Raw genomic sequence first — 16,908 nt, forward strand, 5'->3', positions numbered from 1 at the left:
GAATTAAAAGTTTATGTTTAACCCAAAGTTATAAGTTCTCATCAACGGATATGCCAGGTTGGCTCCCCAATCCCTTTCCTCACGTTCGGGGTCAGCATCCTTCAAAGCCTTGTTACAGAACGTAAGCAGATTTGAACCATTGACAAAGATACGGGCACTGTTCAACCCGATTCTTTTCATAAATGATTTTGGCAGATTGTAACCGATCTCCATACTCTTCAAACGGAGATAAGTAGCTTGCGGAAGCCAAACGGAAATACCATAATTCCATCTACTACCATTATCCGAAGTATTGGAGAAATTGTGGCGTAATGCCGGATAATAACCGGCTACCCATTGTGTGGCAGGATTATACGGATCATCTGTTATATTTGCAGGATGCCAACGATCTACATACTTCGCAATTAAATAAGATTTATTTGTCTTGCCACCATATCCCCAAACATCATCATTGGCATATCCGATGGAGTAACCGGAAGCTCCTTGAAACAGCATATTGAGATCAAAATTCTTATAAGAAGCCGCCAAAGTCAACCCATACTGGATAGGAGGATTTGCACCGGTTGCCCAAAACTCCGGAACACGGTCACTGCTGTTAATCCTGCCATCACCATTCAAGTCAAGCAATCTGTAACTACCCGGAAGCATCTTAGAGTTACCCAAGTTTCCACCAATCAAAGGAGCCGTTTCATACTGTTCCAAAGAAGTATATTGGCCATCGTATTTATACAACCACATCACATTACTGTTGCGGTTTTCCTTTCCATTCAGCCATCTATCCATAGAACTGGTATATTCGGCATGTTCCACATGCAGACTTCTTTCACGTGCATACGTAAAATTAGCACTTACTGAATATGAGAAGTCCTTACCGATTTGTCCTCTGTGTCCCAATTCAATCTCAACCCCCCGGTTCCGGTTAGAATTCAGATTTTCCTTCGGGAAACTTGCACCAAATGTATCAGGAGCAGATTGTGCACGGTCAGCCAAAATGCCTTCATTCTTACGATTGAACCACTCGATAGTACCACTCAACTTACCGTTCCATAAGTCAAAGTCCAGACCTACATTGGAAATAGAAGATGTAACCCAAGAAAGCCGGTCAGTCACTACACCAGGAGCTACCATACCCATAATCTGGCTGGCACCATCAAAAACATAACCATTAGAAGCTGAATTATAAGCAGATACATATTGGAAAGGATCACCGGCATCATATCCACTTTGCCCAAAAGAACCCCTGATTTTCAAATTAGTAATGAACGGCAAATTGTCCTTGATGAAACTTTCTTCCGAAAGTCGCCATCCGGCACTTACCGACGGGAAGAACGTCCAACGCTTAGAAGGAGCATAACGATAAGAACCATCATAACGTCCTACTACCTCCAACAAGTATTTACCGGCATAATCATAGTTCGCACGCATCAGATAGGCTGCCAAACGGCCAAAACTACGATACCCTGAATTGGTAGCTGTACCCGGACTTGCCTGATTCAAAATATCATTAGTAAACAACTCTGAATATTGCCGGGAACCGGATAATTCATCGCGTCGTGTACTGCTCAACTCTGCCACAGCTGTCACATTCAAATTGTGCTGATTGAAAGAACGCATATAATTAGCCTGCAACCTACCATAAATCTTCTGATATATTCTCATCGTATTGGAATAAGCATCAGTACTACCTCCCGTACCGGCAGGCGCATCTGTATAATAATCATACAACGGATAAGAACGATTTAAAGAAGAGTTGTTACGATTGTTACCGTCAAATGACCCCAAAAGACTCAATGCCAACCCTTTTACAAAAGGAACTTGCCAATTCAATTCCACATCGGCAGAATACGTCAGGCCTCTGTTCTTGCGATAACCGTCTATATCCGGATCAACCAACGCAAAAGGATTCTTGTTTTCAGGACCGATTGCAGACAAATGATTGGGATTATTAATCGTATGAGTACCGATACCACGGTCATTAACCATCAAAGTCTTAAAAGTCCACATAAAATCCTCTCTCGGCCTTTGGGTTTCATCCCAACGCCCGGACAGATTCACATTCAGTTTCAGCCCTTTCGTAAGCTCTGCAGTCAGGTTACTTCTCAGATTATATCTATGATAGTATTGGATACCACTCTTCAGCAAACCATTATCGCCATTATAGCCGAAGCTCACATAATATTTTACCTTATCCGTTCCGCCTCTCACAGAAACAGTATGCGATTGCTGGAACGCCAGTTTATTCATAAACATGTCAATCCAGTTATTGTCTGTATAACCCTTAGCCCCGGTTCTATACAGTTCCAGAATATCGTCAGTGTATTCAGGGGCAGCCTGGTCATTACGTGCCCTTTCATTGGCCAACATGCGATAAGTATAAGCATCTACCGTTTCTTCCATACCCGTGGCATTCTTCATACCGAACAATGCTGAGTAAGATACTCTGGTCTTTTCGGCTACACCTTTTTTGGTAGTAACAATGATTACGCCATTAGCCGCATTCATACCATAAATAGCGGCAGAAGCATCTTTCAAAATAGAGATACTTTCTATATCCTCAGAATTCAGCTGTGCAAGTTCTTCAGTACCTTCACGTGTGATACCATCAATTACCACCAACGGGTCACCATAACCGCGAATGCTCACCATATTGTCGAAAGTTCCCGGCTCTCCGGTTTTCTGACGAATCAATAACCCCGGCATCTTACCTTGAATATTGCTAATCAGATTCTCGGTCTTGGTCGTAGCTATTTCATCAGCACCAATGGCTGCAATGGCACCGGTCAGTGATTCTTTCTTCTGTACACCATATCCTACAACAACCACTTCATCCAATATCTCAGCATCTTCTACCAAAACTATCTTGAACGAATTTCGGCCTGCAACCTTTATGTTTTGCGTCTTATAACCTACATAGCTTATTATAAGAGTAGCATCAGAGCCCACATTGGTCAGAATGAAATTACCGTCAATGTCTGTTATGACACCGTTGGTAGTTCCCTGCACCAAGATACTGGCACCAATCACCGGTTCACCGGTTGCATCGACCACAGAACCTTTCACTGTCGCAGCCTGCAAGGTTGCCTGTATCCCATCAGCTCCTATAGCTTTATCATAAAGGATTATATTACGGTCCAATACCTTATAGCCTATATTGGTTCCTTTGAACACATCGTTCAGAACCTTGAATATGGTTTTGTTATTTGCCCGGACCGATACACGGCGCTTAACGTCAATCTGCTTGTTGTTGTAGAAGAAAACGAATTCAGTACCCTGTTCCAATTCTGTCAGTACTTCATCAACGGTCTTGTCTTCAAGAGCAATGTTTACCATTGTCTTTTGAGCATAACCTTCATTGGCAAAAGTCATACCAACCAAACAAAACAACATAAATAATGTGCATCTCATAGCAAGAGGAATTTTTTTCATGCATCTCATCAGGACACTTTTTGCCCTAAATGATTGGATACAATAGTGTTTTTTCATAATTTTGTATTGATTTCTAGTGAAAAAATAAAGTTGCTTTATCTGTCGCCAAACAGATATTTAAAAGTTACTGTGTTTCATGCAGGAAAATGCGCCAACATTTTCCTGCATGTTTTTCTAAACGGACTTGTGTTTCATCATACTACTTTTTAAAGGGTTAATAAACTTCTATTACCTGTCTCTCGGCATTCACATCACCATCTTCAACAAACTTGAAATGAATATTCGAGGAGATTCGGAAGTGCTCCAATATTCGCTCCAAACGTTGTTTGGTAAATGTAGCCGTAAAGGAATTCTGCTTCAATGAAGCCTTTTTCAGAATGAATTCCACATTATACCTTTTGCTCAAACTCTTCAATATATCTTCAAACGGAGTGTTCCTGAAAATCAAGCGTCCGTCCTTCCAACATGTTTCCACGTCTACATTGACTTCTTTCACAACGACCTTTTCCCGCACTATATCATAAATAACCTTTTGCCCCGGTATCATCATTACATTATTCCTCCTGCCATTATTCACATAGGAGAAACTGACTTTACCCGAAACCAAAGTGGTCTGTACCGTCCTGCTCCCTTTGTAAGCCTCTACGTTGAACTCCGTTCCATGTACCACTATCTTGGAATTGTTCAGCGTGCCGACAATGAACTTCTTTTCATCTTTTGCGACAGAAAAGAATGCTTCACCCACCAACTTCACTTCCCTTTTATCATCGGCAAATCGGGAAGGATAGCGCAACGACGACGACGAGTTCAGAACGACTTCCGTTCCATCCGGCAATTCGACAGAAGTAGTCATTCCCGGATTTGTCCTGACTTCCATCATATGTATCTCTTCTTTATCCTTGTCCCAATAAAGGATAGACCACGATACCATCAAAGGGATGAATAAAATGGCGGCCGCCCGTTGCATCCCTCTAAATAATACCCGATACCTATTGACCTTTTTCTGTTTCATCTTACGATGTACATCCTCCAAGGCCTTCTTTACATCCAGCCTGGATGAAATCTGCGCCATGTCCGCCGCCAGGCCGAGTGTCTGAACCTGGCGGGCTGTCCTGCGGTTCTCTTCCGATGCCTCCAACCACTCCTCTACCAGAGCAGTTTCATCTTCCGTTGTCTCTCCTTCATAATACTTGAGAAGCAGGTTCTCCATTCCCTCTCTTTTTACCATAATTTTTATTGCTAGCTTTAATCTAAAGACAAACGGGTGAAAAGAACTCCTAAACAAAAAGCTAAAAATATTTTATATACTTAGATTATAATGGGAAAAAAAGCTATTTTTGCCCAACAATAATGAACCCCCACCCTATGAGAAACATACCATTAGAAGATACATCTTTATTATCCGCCATACAAAAAGGAGATAGAAGTGCTTTTGATGTGTTATTTCAAAAGTACTATTCTGTGCTCTGCACCTACTGCTATCGTTTTGTCCGGTTGGAAGATGCAGAAGAGATTGTTCAAGACGTCATGCTATGGCTTTGGGAAAACCGCGAAAGACCTATTATCGAATATTCGCTCAAGCAATATCTGTTCAAGGCTGTCTACCATCGTTGCATGACCCGGATTGCCCAAAATGAAGTGAAGCAACGGGCAGACACCGCTTACTATGAACGAATGTTCGCCATGCTGCAGGAGGTGGATATCTATCAAATCAACGAATTAAGCAAGCATATACAAAGGGCCATCAACGAACTGCCGCCTACTTATAGGGAAGCTTTCATCATGCATCGTTTCCAGAATCTGAGTTACAAGGAAGCTGCCGAACTACTCAACGTTTCCCCCAAAACGGTAGACTACCGCATTCAGCAGGCTTTGAAGATATTAAGGGTCAAGCTGAAAGATTATCTGCCACTGATATTGATGCACCTGCTCACCTCGCATTAAGACCATACACAAGCAGAACGTCCCCTATACCGTGCCGGCTACACACCGGGACTTAGCCCTAAAGAGTATAGGACTGAGAGGTCAAAACATCCGAATGTTTTACCCCAATACATGGGGATGTTTTCACCCAAAACACCCGGATGTATTACCCAAAAACATCCGGGTGTTTTAATGGAAAGGATGCGGATGTTATGACCTCTCAGTATACGGGTCAGACCGATTCAGTCCTGATGGGAGAGGCACTAAGTCCCTATATATCCCGTATTCATTAATTATTCTAAAAAAAGTTAGGGAAAACTCCGGGCCACCGGTCATATAAGCAAGAAGCAACCCTATTATTATCATAACCTCAAAATGCACGCAATGAGAAAACTGATTATCCTATTGTCGGCGCTGGTGTACGTCATCCATGCACAAGCGCAATTTTCAGTGACAGCCCATCAGGAAGGATGGGACAATATTCCTCCACAAGTACAAAAACCGGGATTTTCCTTTCAGCAATCCGTACTTGCCAATATGGACGGGGACGATGCCCTTGAAGAAGTAATGCTTTTCGGACGTGACAACGGACACTACCCCACTTTCGACCTTTTCAAGGCCTACTATGCAATCGTAGACAACTATACCAAAGAAGTACAATACATTTCCGACGAGATTTATGTCACCGACAAGTACAATCTCCTTGTAGAAGACCGCAACAAGGACGGCATCTCCGAGCTCTACATATCCTACTTCAAAGACGGAAAGTTCAGCGTAGACGAACAAGGTTACAATCTGCGCACCACACGCTGCTACGACCGTATAGAATGGAACCCTACTGGCAAAAACTTTAAATCTTCCGGAAAATGAAAACAAGACTGACACTTATCCTGGTACTCCTTATTTATATAGGAGCTGCCTCGCACACACACGCACAGCAAAAGAAAGTAATCAAAACCATGATGATAGCCGGGCAGGACGGCAGCCATTACTGGCAAGGCGCCTGCGAAGCCATGAAGCAGATATTGGAAAACAGCGGAATGTTCAAAGTGGACTTCGCCTTTACACCCGACTTTGGTGGAGACATCGCTACCTTCAAACCCGATTTCCACCAATATGATTTAATCGTCATCAACTACGGCGGAGCTACATGGACAGAGCCCGTACGCAAGAATTTCGAGAAATACGTTGCCGATGGAGGCGGTGTGGTAGTGATACATTCTTCCGTCGTCCCAATGACCGACTGGAAAGAATACAACGAGATAATAGGCATGGGGGCATGGGACGGACGAAACGAAAAGGACGGCCCGTATCTGTACTGGAAAGACGGACAATACGTCTACGACTACTCTCCGGGGTATGCCGGCTACCACGGCTTGCAGCACGAAACCGTCATAGAACACCGCGCCCCCCATCATCCTATCCTGCAAGGATTGCCTCCTCAATGGAAACACTTCAAGGACGAGATATATCCCCGCCTACGCGGTCCGGTAAGAAACATGGAAATATTGGCCACCGCCTACGAACGCGGACGGCATGAACCGTTGATGTGGACAGTAAGCTACGGGAAAGGGCGCATATTCGTCGACCTCCTGGGGCACTGCGGCAACGACCCGAACATGACTTACTCCATGCGCTGCACCGGTTTCCAGGTGACTTTACTCCGGGGATGCGAATGGGCTGCCACCGGCGCTGTCACCCAAGAAGTTCCCGCAGATTTCCCACTGAAGGATATTTATACATTACGTCCGGAGTTCAAGGCTCCTTTTCATGCTTACCCTGAAACCAAACACTGAATACCATGAAATACATCATCCGAACACTGCTGCTGGCATGCTGTTGCATGCAGGCACAAGCACAAGCTCCGTGGAAACCCGATACGGAACTGGAGAAACAATTACAGCAAAGCAATCATGTGCACCGCATAATGAAAGCCAATCCCGCACACGCCGGACTGACGCGGTGGGAAAAGAAAGAGGTATTGAAAAGCAGGGTACTCCCCCTGGCCGAAGATTTCGGCGCTCTGCGCCACACCGGACCCGGAACCATACATGTAGACCGTAAAGTCACTGTCTCAGGCAAAGGAAGTGTCCGCCTGGACACTCCTGCCTCCCTGGGCAAGAAGAATCCAACAAACCGGAATTACGCCACCCCGGAGATTATCCGTCCCCTCGACCGGGAAGACTTGCGGGAATACAACCGCTTTTCCGTTTGGGTATATGTGGATGCACCGGGCGTTTATCTGACCTTTGCCGGATTCACCCTATACAATGAAGGGGAGAAAATCATGCCGACTCCCGGACGCTTTGAAGGACAACACTTCGAGACTGTCTATCCCAACAAATGGCAGCACATCATATGGGAAATACCGGACCTATACCGTGATTGTGTCACCGGCTTTTCGGTAAACATCATGCTGGCAGGTGCTCCTGCAGGAGCCAGCGAACACATGAGCCTATACATAGATGACATGCGCATCGAAAAGGTAGAAGCGGAAAACAGCCGGGGATTCGACCTGCGAAAAGATGCAATGGCCTACTGCCACAGCGGATACAAGCCGGGAGCACGCAAGCAGGCTTTGGTGCAGCACGTACCGGAAAGGACTTTCAGCCTACACGATGCCGCCACGGGACAAACCGTTTATCAAGGTAAGGCCAGTCCTCTGAATCAAGACAAGAAGCAGGACAAAGGATTTCTTGTGCTGGACTTCAGCAGTTTCAATACGCCCGGACAATACTTCCTCTCCATCGGTGATGTACAATCAAAGCCTTTCCCCATCGGAAATGATGCCTACCTGTCTACCGCCTGGCACACGCTGAACTTCTTCTTTTCCGAACGTTGCGGTTTCGACCAGCCCGGCATTCATCAGGAATGCCATCAGGATGTATTCGCCTATCATCCCGACGGACGGAGCATGAGTATTGCCGGAGGATGGCACGATGCAGCCGACCTGACTCAAGGAACGGGAAATACAGCCGAATCGTGCATCGCCCTCCTCGAAATGGCCGGTGCCGTACAAGGCAAAGACAGTATCTTCTACGAACGCCTGCTGGAAGAGGCACGCTGGGGAGTGAACTGGATTCTGCGTACCCGCTTCGGTGACGGCTACCGACTGGGCGGACTGATTATCGGCATTTGGACAAAGAATATCCGTGGTGACAAAGACGACATGCAGACAGAAGCACGAAATACACCTACGGACAATCTGAAAGCCGCTTCCAGTTGCGCACTCGCCGCCCCTCATTTTGAAAAGAAAGACCCGGTATTTGCACGGTGGTGCCGGAACAGTGCCATTGAGGATTTCCAATTCGCCATCGACCTGCTGGATACACAAAGGACGGAACAGAACGAAACCGAACTTTATGCCCTTGCCACCGTCACAGCCATGCGTTTGTACCGCCTTACACAAGATGTTTACTATCTGGACTGGGCAACCCGGCTGGCACGTACCGTCATGGCGGGCCAACAGTTGGAAAAGCGTACCGACTGGAAAATCCCCCTGCGAGGTTTCTTCTATGAATCTTCCCGGAAAAAACGTATCCTGGCCTATTATCACCAAAGCCAAGAGCACTTGATGGCCGAAGGACTCTCGATGCTACTGACAGATGCCCCCACCCATCCGGACGCCCCGTTGTGGCAGGCATCTTGTGAAGCCTATGCAGACTATCTACGCGGGGTTTCACAACTGATTGAGCCGTATGGCATACTGCCAAGCGCCATATACGAGGTGGATAATACCGATTATAAGAATCTGTACCATGAAGGCGAGCAGGTAGGGCTTCCCAGTCTGGAAGAATACAATGCACAAGTGCGCAACGGTATCCCTCTCTCAAAGAATTTCTACCTGCGCCGTTTCCCCGTTGCCTACCAGTTCAGGGGATTCCACGCTGTTGTCATGGGTAAAGCCAAAGCAGCCTTTATTCTTGCACGCCTATTCAACGACAAAGCGTTAAGGGATATTGCAACCCGCCAGGTAGAATACATATTAGGCTACAACCCGTTTGCCATGAGTACCGTTTATGGAGACGGATATGACTACCCGCCACTTTACGGAGCCTATGCCGGAGATGTGGTGGGAGCTGTACCCGTAGGAATCGAAACATTCGAAAATGAGGACGAACCCTACTTCCCGATGCAAAACAACTGTACCTATAAGGAAATTTGGACTCACACCACCGCACGCCTAATGTGGTGCGTAGCAGAACTATTCAAATAAACAGTTCATTATACCGCTAAAAAAAGCTCCGGAGTTGAAGGTTCCGGAGCTTTTTCTCTGTTTTTATGTGACGGACAGTTATGCCTTTTTCAATGCTGCAATACTTTCCTTGAGAGATTTGATGATACTTTCAGCATCTGCCTGCTTCTTGCGTTCCATCTCAAGAACGGCGGCAGGAGCATTATTCACAAACTTCTCGTTACCCAGTTTCTTCAGCACACCCTGCAAGAATCCTTCCTTATGCTTCAGTTCGGCCTCCATACGGGCTATCTCGGCTTCCACGTCAATCATGTTACCCAAAGGTACGGCATATTCCGTAGTACCTACCATGAAGGAAGCAGCACCGTCGGCCTTGTTCTCCACCACATTGATGGACGAAAGGTTACACATTTTCGTAACAACCGCGTTGAACGCCACAACCGGATTCTCACCGATAACCTGCAACTCAAGTACCTCTTTTTGGGCGATGTTCTTCTGCAAACGGATGGAACGGATATTGCTGATAACCTCTTTCACCACTTCAAACTCCCGGATGATATCCTCATCTACCAATGCCGACATTGACAACGGGCTTACCATCAAGCTCTCACCGTCTGTACGGTCGCAAAGATGCTGCCACAACTCCTCTGTAATAAATGGCATGAACGGATGGAGCAGATGCAACAAGTTATCAAAGAAACCGATAGTTGCTTCATACACTTTCCGGTTAATGGGCTGGCCGTATGCCGGTTTAATCATTTCCAGATACCAGGAAGAGAATTCGTCCCAGAACAGTTTGTAAACAGCCATCAGCGCTTCACTCAAACGGTACTTGCTAAACAAATCAGCCACTTCGGCAGCTACTTCATTCTGCTTGGCCTCAAACCAGCGTACTGCCAGTTCTGAAGCTTCCGGTACCGGAACTTCCACACTGACTTCCCAACCTTTAATCAGACGGAAAGCGTTCCATATCTTATTATTGAAGTTACGTCCTTGCTCACACAATGCATCGTCAAAGAGGATGTCGTTTCCGGCAGGAGCTGAAAGCATCATGCCCATACGTACACCGTCGGCACCGTATTTCTCAATCAAATCCAGCGGGTCGGGAGAATTACCCAACGACTTGGACATCTTACGTCCCAGCTTGTCACGGACAATACCCGTAAAGTAAACGTTCTTGAACGGCATCTTGCCTTCGTACTCATAGCCTGCCATAATCATACGGGCTACCCAGAAGAAGATAATGTCCGGACCGGTCACCAAGTCGCTGGTAGGATAATAGTAGTTTATCTCCTCGTTACCCGGATTGTTGATACCGTCAAACAAAGAGATGGGCCACAACCAGGAGGAGAACCAAGTATCCAGGCAGTCCTCATCCTGACGAAGGTCTTCCAGTTTAAGGTCTGCATTACCCGTTTTCTCTTTTGCCAATGCCAAGGCTTCTTCGGGAGTGGCAGCCACTACATAACCACCTTCCGGCAAAAAATAAGCAGGAATGCGATGCCCCCACCACAACTGGCGGCTGATACACCAGTCCTTGATATTTTCCAACCAGTTCTTGTACGTATTCTTATATTTGGCAGGATAGAACTTCAACTCATCATTCATCACCGGCGGCAAAGCCATGTCGGCAAAGTGCTGCATCTTCAAGAACCACTGCATGGAAAGCTTCGGTTCGATGGGCACATTGGTACGTTCGGAGAAACCTACCTTGTTGGTATAGGCTTCCACTTTTTCCAGCAATCCGGCAGCAGCCAGGTCCTTCTCAATCTGCTCGCGCACATCGAAACGGTCCATGCCGATATACAAGCCGGCAGCTTCACTAAGCGTTCCGTTATCATTGAAGATGTCGATGCTCGGCAGGTTATACTTTTCACCCAGCATGTAGTCGTTCACATCGTGGGCAGGAGTTACCTTCAGACAACCGGTACCGAACTCTATATCTACGTAATCGTCCTCGATAACCGGAATAACACGTCCTACCAACGGAACGATCACCTTCTTACCCTTCAACCAAGTGTTCTTGGGGTCATTCGGATTGATGCACATGGCTGTATCTCCCATGATGGTTTCAGGACGGGTGGTAGCAACCACTGCATAACTTCCTTCGGGGTCACCTTCTACCATATACTTCAGATAGTACAGCTTGCTGTGCTCTTCCTTATAGATTACTTCCTCATCACTAAGAGCGGTCAGTGCCTTCGGGTCCCAGTTCACCATACGGACACCACGATAAATCAGACCTTTGTTATACAAGTCAACAAAAACCTTGAGCACGCTTTCACTGCGTTTCTCATCCATAGTAAAAGCTGTACGATCCCAATCGCAAGAAGCACCCAGCTTGCGGAGCTGCTTCAAGATGATGCCGCCATGTTCGTCAGTCCATTCCCAAGCGTGTTTCAAGAATTCGTCGCGGGTAAGGTCCGTCTTCTTGATGCCTTGTGCGGCAAGCTTGTTCACCACCTTGGCCTCGGTAGCAATGGAAGCATGGTCGGTTCCCGGCACCCAGCAGGCATTCTTGCCTTCCATGCGGGCACGACGTACCAGAATATCTTGTATGGTATTATTAAGCATGTGTCCCATGTGCAACACACCAGTGACGTTGGGGGGCGGGATGACGACGGTGTAAGGCTCACGACCATCGGGTTTCGAACTGAATAATTTGTGGTCCAACCAATACTGGTACCACTTTCCCTCCACGTCAGCGGGATTGTACTTACTTGCTAATTCCATGTTTTTAAATCTCTATAATTAATTTATTGCGAATAACGGGGACAAAATTAATGAATTAAAATTTAAATATATATTTTTGTCCCTACAAAACAGTATATAAAATGAGGGGGAAGCTAAAAATCCGGTATGTCATATTAATCGTGTTACTGTCTATCACATGGGCAACACAGCTCATACCAAGTTTGGGAGAAGTATATGCGCAGTCTGTATATCCGGTAATCTCCCATATTCTGTCCTCCTTTTCAAAACTCATACCTTTTGCCATAGGCGACTTGTTTATTTTCCTCAGCATCATCGGACTCCTTTTCAATCCCATCAGGGCACGCTATATTCAGAAAAAGAAGTGGAAACAGATTCTGCTGAACGAGATGGAATACTTGCTGTGGATATACGTATGGTTCTATCTGGCATGGGGACTGAACTACTCACAGAAAGATTTCTACGGCAGGACAAACATACCTTATACTGCCTATACTCCCGAAATCTTCCGGACATTTGTATACAACTATATCGACAAACTGAACACTTCTTATACGGACATTACTTCTATTGACGAACCATTGGTCTGCCGGGAAAGCGTATACGGATACAACCAAATCAGTGATACGCTGGGGGTACACCGCCCTCCTCACTCTTCTCCACGTGTAAAAACCATGCTTTTCACCCCGTTCATTTCCATGGTCGGTGTTACGGGAAGCATGGGACCCTTCTTCTGCGAATTTACACTGAACGGTGATTTGCTCCCGTCGCAATATCCCGCTACTTATGCCCACGAGCTGGCCCACCTGCTGGGTATCACCAGCGAGGCTGAAGCAAACTTTTACGCTTATCAGGTCTGTACCCGTTCGCAAGTGAAAGAGATTCGTTTCAGCGGGTATTTCTCCGTACTCTCACATGTGCTGGGTAGCGCCCGCCAACTGATGAGCGAAGAAGAATACGCAGAGCTTTTCAGCCGGATACGTCCTGAAATCATAGAACTGGCCCAAAAGAACCAGCAATACTGGATGGAAAAATACAGTCCGCTCATCGGGGACATTCAAAACTGGATTTATGACTTGTACCTGAAAGGAAACAAGATTCAAAGCGGACGCAAGAACTATTCGGAAGTAATAGGCTTGCTTATCTCATACGAAGAATGGAAAAACTAAATTTCAAAACCATGCATACAAGAAAAGAACAGATGGAAGCCTTCGGCCGCTTCCTCGACATACTCGACGAACTGCGCGAGAAATGTCCCTGGGACCGCAAGCAGACCAATGAAAGTCTGCGCCCCAATACTATCGAAGAGACTTATGAACTTTGTGACGCCTTGATGCGCGATGATAAGAATGACATCTGCAAAGAGTTGGGCGATGTGCTGCTGCATGTAGCTTTCTACGCAAAAATAGGCTCCGAAACCGGTGATTTCGATATGAAAGACGTATGCGACCGTCTTTGTGAGAAACTTATCTTCCGCCATCCCCATGTCTTCGGTGATGTAAAGGCCGAAACCGCAGGTCAGGTTTCTGAAAACTGGGAACAGTTGAAGTTAAAGGAAAAAGATGGAAACAAGACAGTATTGAGCGGTGTACCCGCCGCCCTACCCTCACTCATTAAGGCCTATCGTATCCAGGACAAGGCCCGCAATGTAGGATTTGACTGGGAGGAACGCGAGCAAGTGTGGGATAAGGTAAAAGAAGAAATCCAGGAATTCCAGGCTGAAGTCGCCCATATGGATAAGGAGAAAGCTGAAGCCGAATTCGGCGATGTCATGTTCAGCCTCATCAATGCTGCCCGCCTCTACAAAATCAATCCGGACAATGCACTGGAACGCACCAACCAGAAGTTCATCAACCGATTCAACTATGTAGAAGCACACAGCATCAAGGAGGGTAAAAATCTCCATGACATGACACTGGAAGAAATGGATAAGCTATGGAATGAAGCGAAAGCACTGGAAAAAGAAAGCAAACAAGATGATTCTTCTAAAGGTCAGGTTTAACTGGCTAAAGTAGAGGTTTAGGGAACTAAAGTAGAGGTTTAACAAGGCTAAAACGAGGTATCTCTCATTAACAAAAGAAGGTTGCTCACACCATCGTGGCAACCTTCCTTATTTGTAATTCATTCACTACTCATTTTTTCCCTTGCGGTCTTCGCTGGGGGCCATCTCCCTTTTTATGCATGCCTTTCAGCAGTTCACGATGGAAACGCATTTCAGCTCTTTGCACCAGATAAATCTTTTTACAAGACAATATCTTCTTGAATTTATCAAAGTAGGTCTTGTCCAACCGGTCAGAAGCAATACGGGCATCATACACACCTTCCATAATTTCCTCATACTGGGCTTCGGTTGTTTTTTCATCTTTCCCTTGCCGGAGCAATTTCCAAGCCTCGTCATTCAACTGCTTTTTCCGGTCTTGCAATTCAAAATACAATGGGAAGAACTTGGCTGCTTCCTCACTCGTCAGCCCGGCTTTCTCCGTTATAAACGCTTTTTGTTTGGCACGAAACTCTTCGGGTGACAGATGCTGATCACATCCATCACTAGCCCAAAGCAGGGGCATCATGCCACATATCATAACCAATAAAACAATCAGTCTTTTCATTTTTCAATAATTGAGTGTTGTTACCTTATTCTGCATCAGAGTCTGCCAAATAAACATACAATGAATAATCATCCAGCATGGAATTCTCTACAGCCATATTAATATATTCCATTTCTGTTTCCGTATCATCAGCAGCCATACGCTCTACAGATGGAGTATGCTCCGAAGAAGCCACGCGGATAATCAATGCCGCACCTATAAACATGGCGGTCATATACAACCAAGGCTTTACCTTCTGCCACATTGTAGGCTCTGTCTGTACAGCAGTGAGTTTTTCTTTTTCGGGAAGCCGGTTCATTACCTCTGAAGTAAGATTCTCAAAGTAGCCGTCAGGAACGCGGAAAGGATTTTCCGTCCCTATCTTTTTCAGTATTTTATCTTCTTCTTTCATAAGCTTTCTCCTTTCTGTTTAATTAGACATTGTTTTGTGGCAAAGGTTTAATACTCCTCACCCAAAAACTTTTCTATTTTCTTCACGGCATGGTGATAAGAAGCCTTCAAGGCACCTACGGAAGTACCGAATATATCAGACATCTCTTCGTATTTCATTTCCTGGTAATACTTCAAATTAAACACCATACGTTGTTTTTCCGGCAAGGCAAGCAAGGCTTTTTGCAAAGCCATCTCTGCTTTATCACCGGAGAAGTAAGGATCACTTTCAAGCTTTTGAAGTGCATCTGCCTCGGGATCATCCAAAGATACTGTGGAAGCAGCCCGTTGTTTGTTCAGAAAAGTGAGGCATTCATTCAAGGCTATGCGATAGAGCCAGGTAGAGAGTTTAGCCTCTGCCCGAAAATAATCTATATTGGTCCATGCCTTAATGAAAGTATTCTGAAGTAAATCATTGGCATCTTCATGAGAGAGGACCATACGACGAATCTGCCAATACAGCTGCTCGCTATATTGGGCAACAATCATCTCAAATCCCCGCTTTTGTGTGCTTTCTTCTTGCAGAAGGGCCAACACTTCGCGTTCATTATAGGAAGGGGTCATAAATTTCTATTCGCATTTGTTATTTTAGACTGCCAAAGATAATGCAAACCGAAAGCAGAACAAAATGAACGAGTTCATTTTTTATGTCGAGGTGCAGTTATCTTCGCACTTGTGCAAAGATACGAAAAGTTTAATTCATACCGATACACAAAGTGTTTCTTTGGCAAGCTGAGTATCCGGAAAAATAGCGGATGCTTCTTGAAGTAAGATATTTTCATCTTCATATCGTGCCGAAAAATGTCCTATCAACAACTTCTTCACCTCAGCCCTCCTGGCTATTTCAGCCGCTTGTGCAGCAGTTGTATGAAATGTTTCTTTAGCACGCGGTGCATCCTCATTCGCAAATGTCGCTTCATGAAAAAGCAAGTCAACTCCTTTTATCTGCTCTACGATAGAAGGAAGATAGATGGTATCCGAGCAATAGGCATAACTGCGGGACGGAGCAGAAGGGCGGGTCAACAAGTTGTTGGAAACAGTTTTTCCCTCCGGTGTCACGTAATCGGCCCCATTCTTTATACGATTCAATTCGTATACCGGCACTTGGTAGAAATCGACCATTTCACGGATAATATGGTTAGGACGCTGCTTTTCTGCAAACAAAAAGCCACAACACGGCATACGATGACGCAAAGGAATGGTAGTAACCGTCAACGAACGGTCTTCATAAATCAGCATCGGTTCTTTCGTATCAAACTCATGGAAAAGGACCTTGTACGTCATCTGTCTATTAAAAAAGTCCAGCATAGGTGTCAGCAATGTTTCCAGCCCTTTTGGAGAATGGATATGCAACTCGGCTGTACGTCCTAAAAGGTTTAGTGTAGAAATCAGTCCCAATAAGCCAAAACAATGGTCTCCATGCAAGTGAGAGATAAAGATATGATTCAAACGTGAAAACTTCAGATGTGATTTACGGAACTGCAACTGTGCCCCTTCCCCACAATCAATCATAAACAGCTTGTCGCGCACGTTCACAATTTGAGACGTAGGGAAATGACGTGTTGTGGGTAAAGCGGAACCACAACCAAGAATATGTAACTCAAACTTTTCCATTCC

Annotated in this window: 13 protein-coding genes; 6 read left to right on the forward strand and 7 right to left on the reverse strand. The window is 45.5% G+C overall.

Features of this window, described 5'->3' with window-relative positions; genetic code table 11:
* Window positions 1-3: 3 nt before the first annotated feature.
* Together HUX74_RS17070 and HUX74_RS17075 are read right to left on the reverse strand one after the other, a co-directional pair.
* Window positions 4-3,405, reverse strand: coding sequence for a TonB-dependent receptor (locus HUX74_RS17070; protein ID WP_174647076.1), 3,402 nt, complete (start codon window positions 3,403-3,405; stop codon window positions 4-6).
* A gap of 235 nt (window positions 3,406-3,640) precedes the next feature.
* Window positions 3,641-4,654 carry a FecR family protein gene (locus HUX74_RS17075; protein ID WP_057255723.1) on the reverse strand — a complete coding sequence of 338 codons (1,014 nt, stop codon included), beginning with the start codon at window positions 4,652-4,654 and terminating at the stop codon, window positions 3,641-3,643.
* Between the two features lie 137 nt (window positions 4,655-4,791).
* On the opposite strand from HUX74_RS17075, the gene HUX74_RS17080 reads away from it, so the two are divergent.
* From HUX74_RS17080 to HUX74_RS17095, 4 genes are all read left to right on the forward strand, one after another.
* Entirely contained in the window at window positions 4,792-5,370 is a 579-nt protein-coding gene (locus HUX74_RS17080; RefSeq protein ID WP_008665234.1) for an RNA polymerase sigma-70 factor, read from the forward strand.
* A gap of 354 nt (window positions 5,371-5,724) precedes the next feature.
* On the forward strand, window positions 5,725-6,219 hold the full coding sequence (locus HUX74_RS17085; protein ID WP_174647077.1) for a hypothetical protein: 495 nt from the start codon (window positions 5,725-5,727) through the stop codon (window positions 6,217-6,219).
* The gene (locus HUX74_RS17090; RefSeq protein ID WP_174647078.1) at window positions 6,216-7,145 is read left to right on the forward strand and encodes a ThuA domain-containing protein; all 930 of its coding nucleotides are present in this window, start codon (window positions 6,216-6,218) and stop codon (window positions 7,143-7,145) included. The genes HUX74_RS17085 and HUX74_RS17090 overlap by 4 nt, the downstream gene beginning before the upstream one ends.
* A 5-nt stretch (window positions 7,146-7,150) precedes the next feature.
* Window positions 7,151-9,565 (forward strand): glycoside hydrolase family 9 protein, encoded by a 2,415-nt coding sequence (locus HUX74_RS17095; RefSeq protein WP_174647079.1) that lies wholly within the window; start codon window positions 7,151-7,153, stop codon window positions 9,563-9,565.
* Between the two features lie 78 nt (window positions 9,566-9,643).
* On the opposite strand, the gene HUX74_RS17100 is transcribed toward HUX74_RS17095, so the two are convergent.
* Complete coding sequence (locus HUX74_RS17100) at window positions 9,644-12,277, reverse strand: valine--tRNA ligase (protein ID WP_174647080.1); 2,634 nt, start codon at window positions 12,275-12,277, stop codon at window positions 9,644-9,646.
* A gap of 101 nt (window positions 12,278-12,378) precedes the next feature.
* On the opposite strand from HUX74_RS17100, the gene HUX74_RS17105 reads away from it, so the two are divergent.
* Complete coding sequence (locus HUX74_RS17105) at window positions 12,379-13,425, forward strand: DUF3810 domain-containing protein (RefSeq protein ID WP_117964181.1); 1,047 nt, start codon at window positions 12,379-12,381, stop codon at window positions 13,423-13,425.
* 11 nt (window positions 13,426-13,436) lie between these two features.
* Window positions 13,437-14,258, forward strand: a complete 822-nt coding sequence (gene mazG, locus HUX74_RS17110; protein ID WP_117964180.1) for a nucleoside triphosphate pyrophosphohydrolase — start codon at window positions 13,437-13,439, stop codon at window positions 14,256-14,258.
* A gap of 130 nt (window positions 14,259-14,388) precedes the next feature.
* Here the strand turns inward: mazG and HUX74_RS17115 are convergent, their stop codons facing one another.
* From HUX74_RS17115 to HUX74_RS17130, 4 genes are all read right to left on the reverse strand, one after another.
* Window positions 14,389-14,862 carry a hypothetical protein gene (locus HUX74_RS17115; protein ID WP_009038074.1) on the reverse strand — a complete coding sequence of 158 codons (474 nt, stop codon included), beginning with the start codon at window positions 14,860-14,862 and terminating at the stop codon, window positions 14,389-14,391.
* A 25-nt stretch (window positions 14,863-14,887) separates the two neighbouring features.
* Window positions 14,888-15,253 carry a hypothetical protein gene (locus tag HUX74_RS17120; RefSeq protein ID WP_008665222.1) on the reverse strand — a complete coding sequence of 122 codons (366 nt, stop codon included), beginning with the start codon at window positions 15,251-15,253 and terminating at the stop codon, window positions 14,888-14,890.
* Between the two features lie 47 nt (window positions 15,254-15,300).
* Complete coding sequence (locus HUX74_RS17125) at window positions 15,301-15,855, reverse strand: RNA polymerase sigma factor (protein ID WP_117964178.1); 555 nt, start codon at window positions 15,853-15,855, stop codon at window positions 15,301-15,303.
* A 135-nt stretch (window positions 15,856-15,990) separates the two neighbouring features.
* Window positions 15,991-16,905, reverse strand: coding sequence for a ribonuclease Z (locus tag HUX74_RS17130; protein WP_117964177.1), 915 nt, complete (start codon window positions 16,903-16,905; stop codon window positions 15,991-15,993).
* Window positions 16,906-16,908: the final 3 nt, after the last annotated feature.

This window comes from Bacteroides sp. Marseille-P8574, assembly GCF_902825465.1.
Taxonomy (GTDB): Bacteria; Bacteroidota; Bacteroidia; order Bacteroidales; family Bacteroidaceae; genus Bacteroides; species Bacteroides uniformis.

What these genes read in the sequence shown, in the direction of transcription:
- HUX74_RS17085 (WP_174647077.1), top strand. Translation starts at nt 5,725, where the DNA reads ATGCACGCAATGAGAAAACTGATTATCCTATTGTCGGCGCTGGTGTAC.
- mazG (WP_117964180.1), top strand. Translation starts at nt 13,437, where the DNA reads ATGCATACAAGAAAAGAACAGATGGAAGCCTTCGGCCGCTTCCTCGAC.
- HUX74_RS17075 (WP_057255723.1), bottom strand. Translation starts at nt 4,654, where the DNA reads ATGGTAAAAAGAGAGGGAATGGAGAACCTGCTTCTCAAGTATTATGAA.
- HUX74_RS17120 (WP_008665222.1), bottom strand. Translation starts at nt 15,253, where the DNA reads ATGAAAGAAGAAGATAAAATACTGAAAAAGATAGGGACGGAAAATCCT.
- HUX74_RS17125 (WP_117964178.1), bottom strand. Translation starts at nt 15,855, where the DNA reads ATGACCCCTTCCTATAATGAACGCGAAGTGTTGGCCCTTCTGCAAGAA.
- HUX74_RS17095 (WP_174647079.1), top strand. Translation starts at nt 7,151, where the DNA reads ATGAAATACATCATCCGAACACTGCTGCTGGCATGCTGTTGCATGCAG.
- HUX74_RS17090 (WP_174647078.1), top strand. Translation starts at nt 6,216, where the DNA reads ATGAAAACAAGACTGACACTTATCCTGGTACTCCTTATTTATATAGGA.
- HUX74_RS17100 (WP_174647080.1), bottom strand. Translation starts at nt 12,277, where the DNA reads ATGGAATTAGCAAGTAAGTACAATCCCGCTGACGTGGAGGGAAAGTGG.
- HUX74_RS17080 (WP_008665234.1), top strand. Translation starts at nt 4,792, where the DNA reads ATGAGAAACATACCATTAGAAGATACATCTTTATTATCCGCCATACAA.
- HUX74_RS17130 (WP_117964177.1), bottom strand. Translation starts at nt 16,905, where the DNA reads ATGGAAAAGTTTGAGTTACATATTCTTGGTTGTGGTTCCGCTTTACCC.
- HUX74_RS17105 (WP_117964181.1), top strand. Translation starts at nt 12,379, where the DNA reads ATGAGGGGGAAGCTAAAAATCCGGTATGTCATATTAATCGTGTTACTG.
- HUX74_RS17070 (WP_174647076.1), bottom strand. Translation starts at nt 3,405, where the DNA reads ATGAGATGCACATTATTTATGTTGTTTTGTTTGGTTGGTATGACTTTT.
- HUX74_RS17115 (WP_009038074.1), bottom strand. Translation starts at nt 14,862, where the DNA reads ATGAAAAGACTGATTGTTTTATTGGTTATGATATGTGGCATGATGCCC.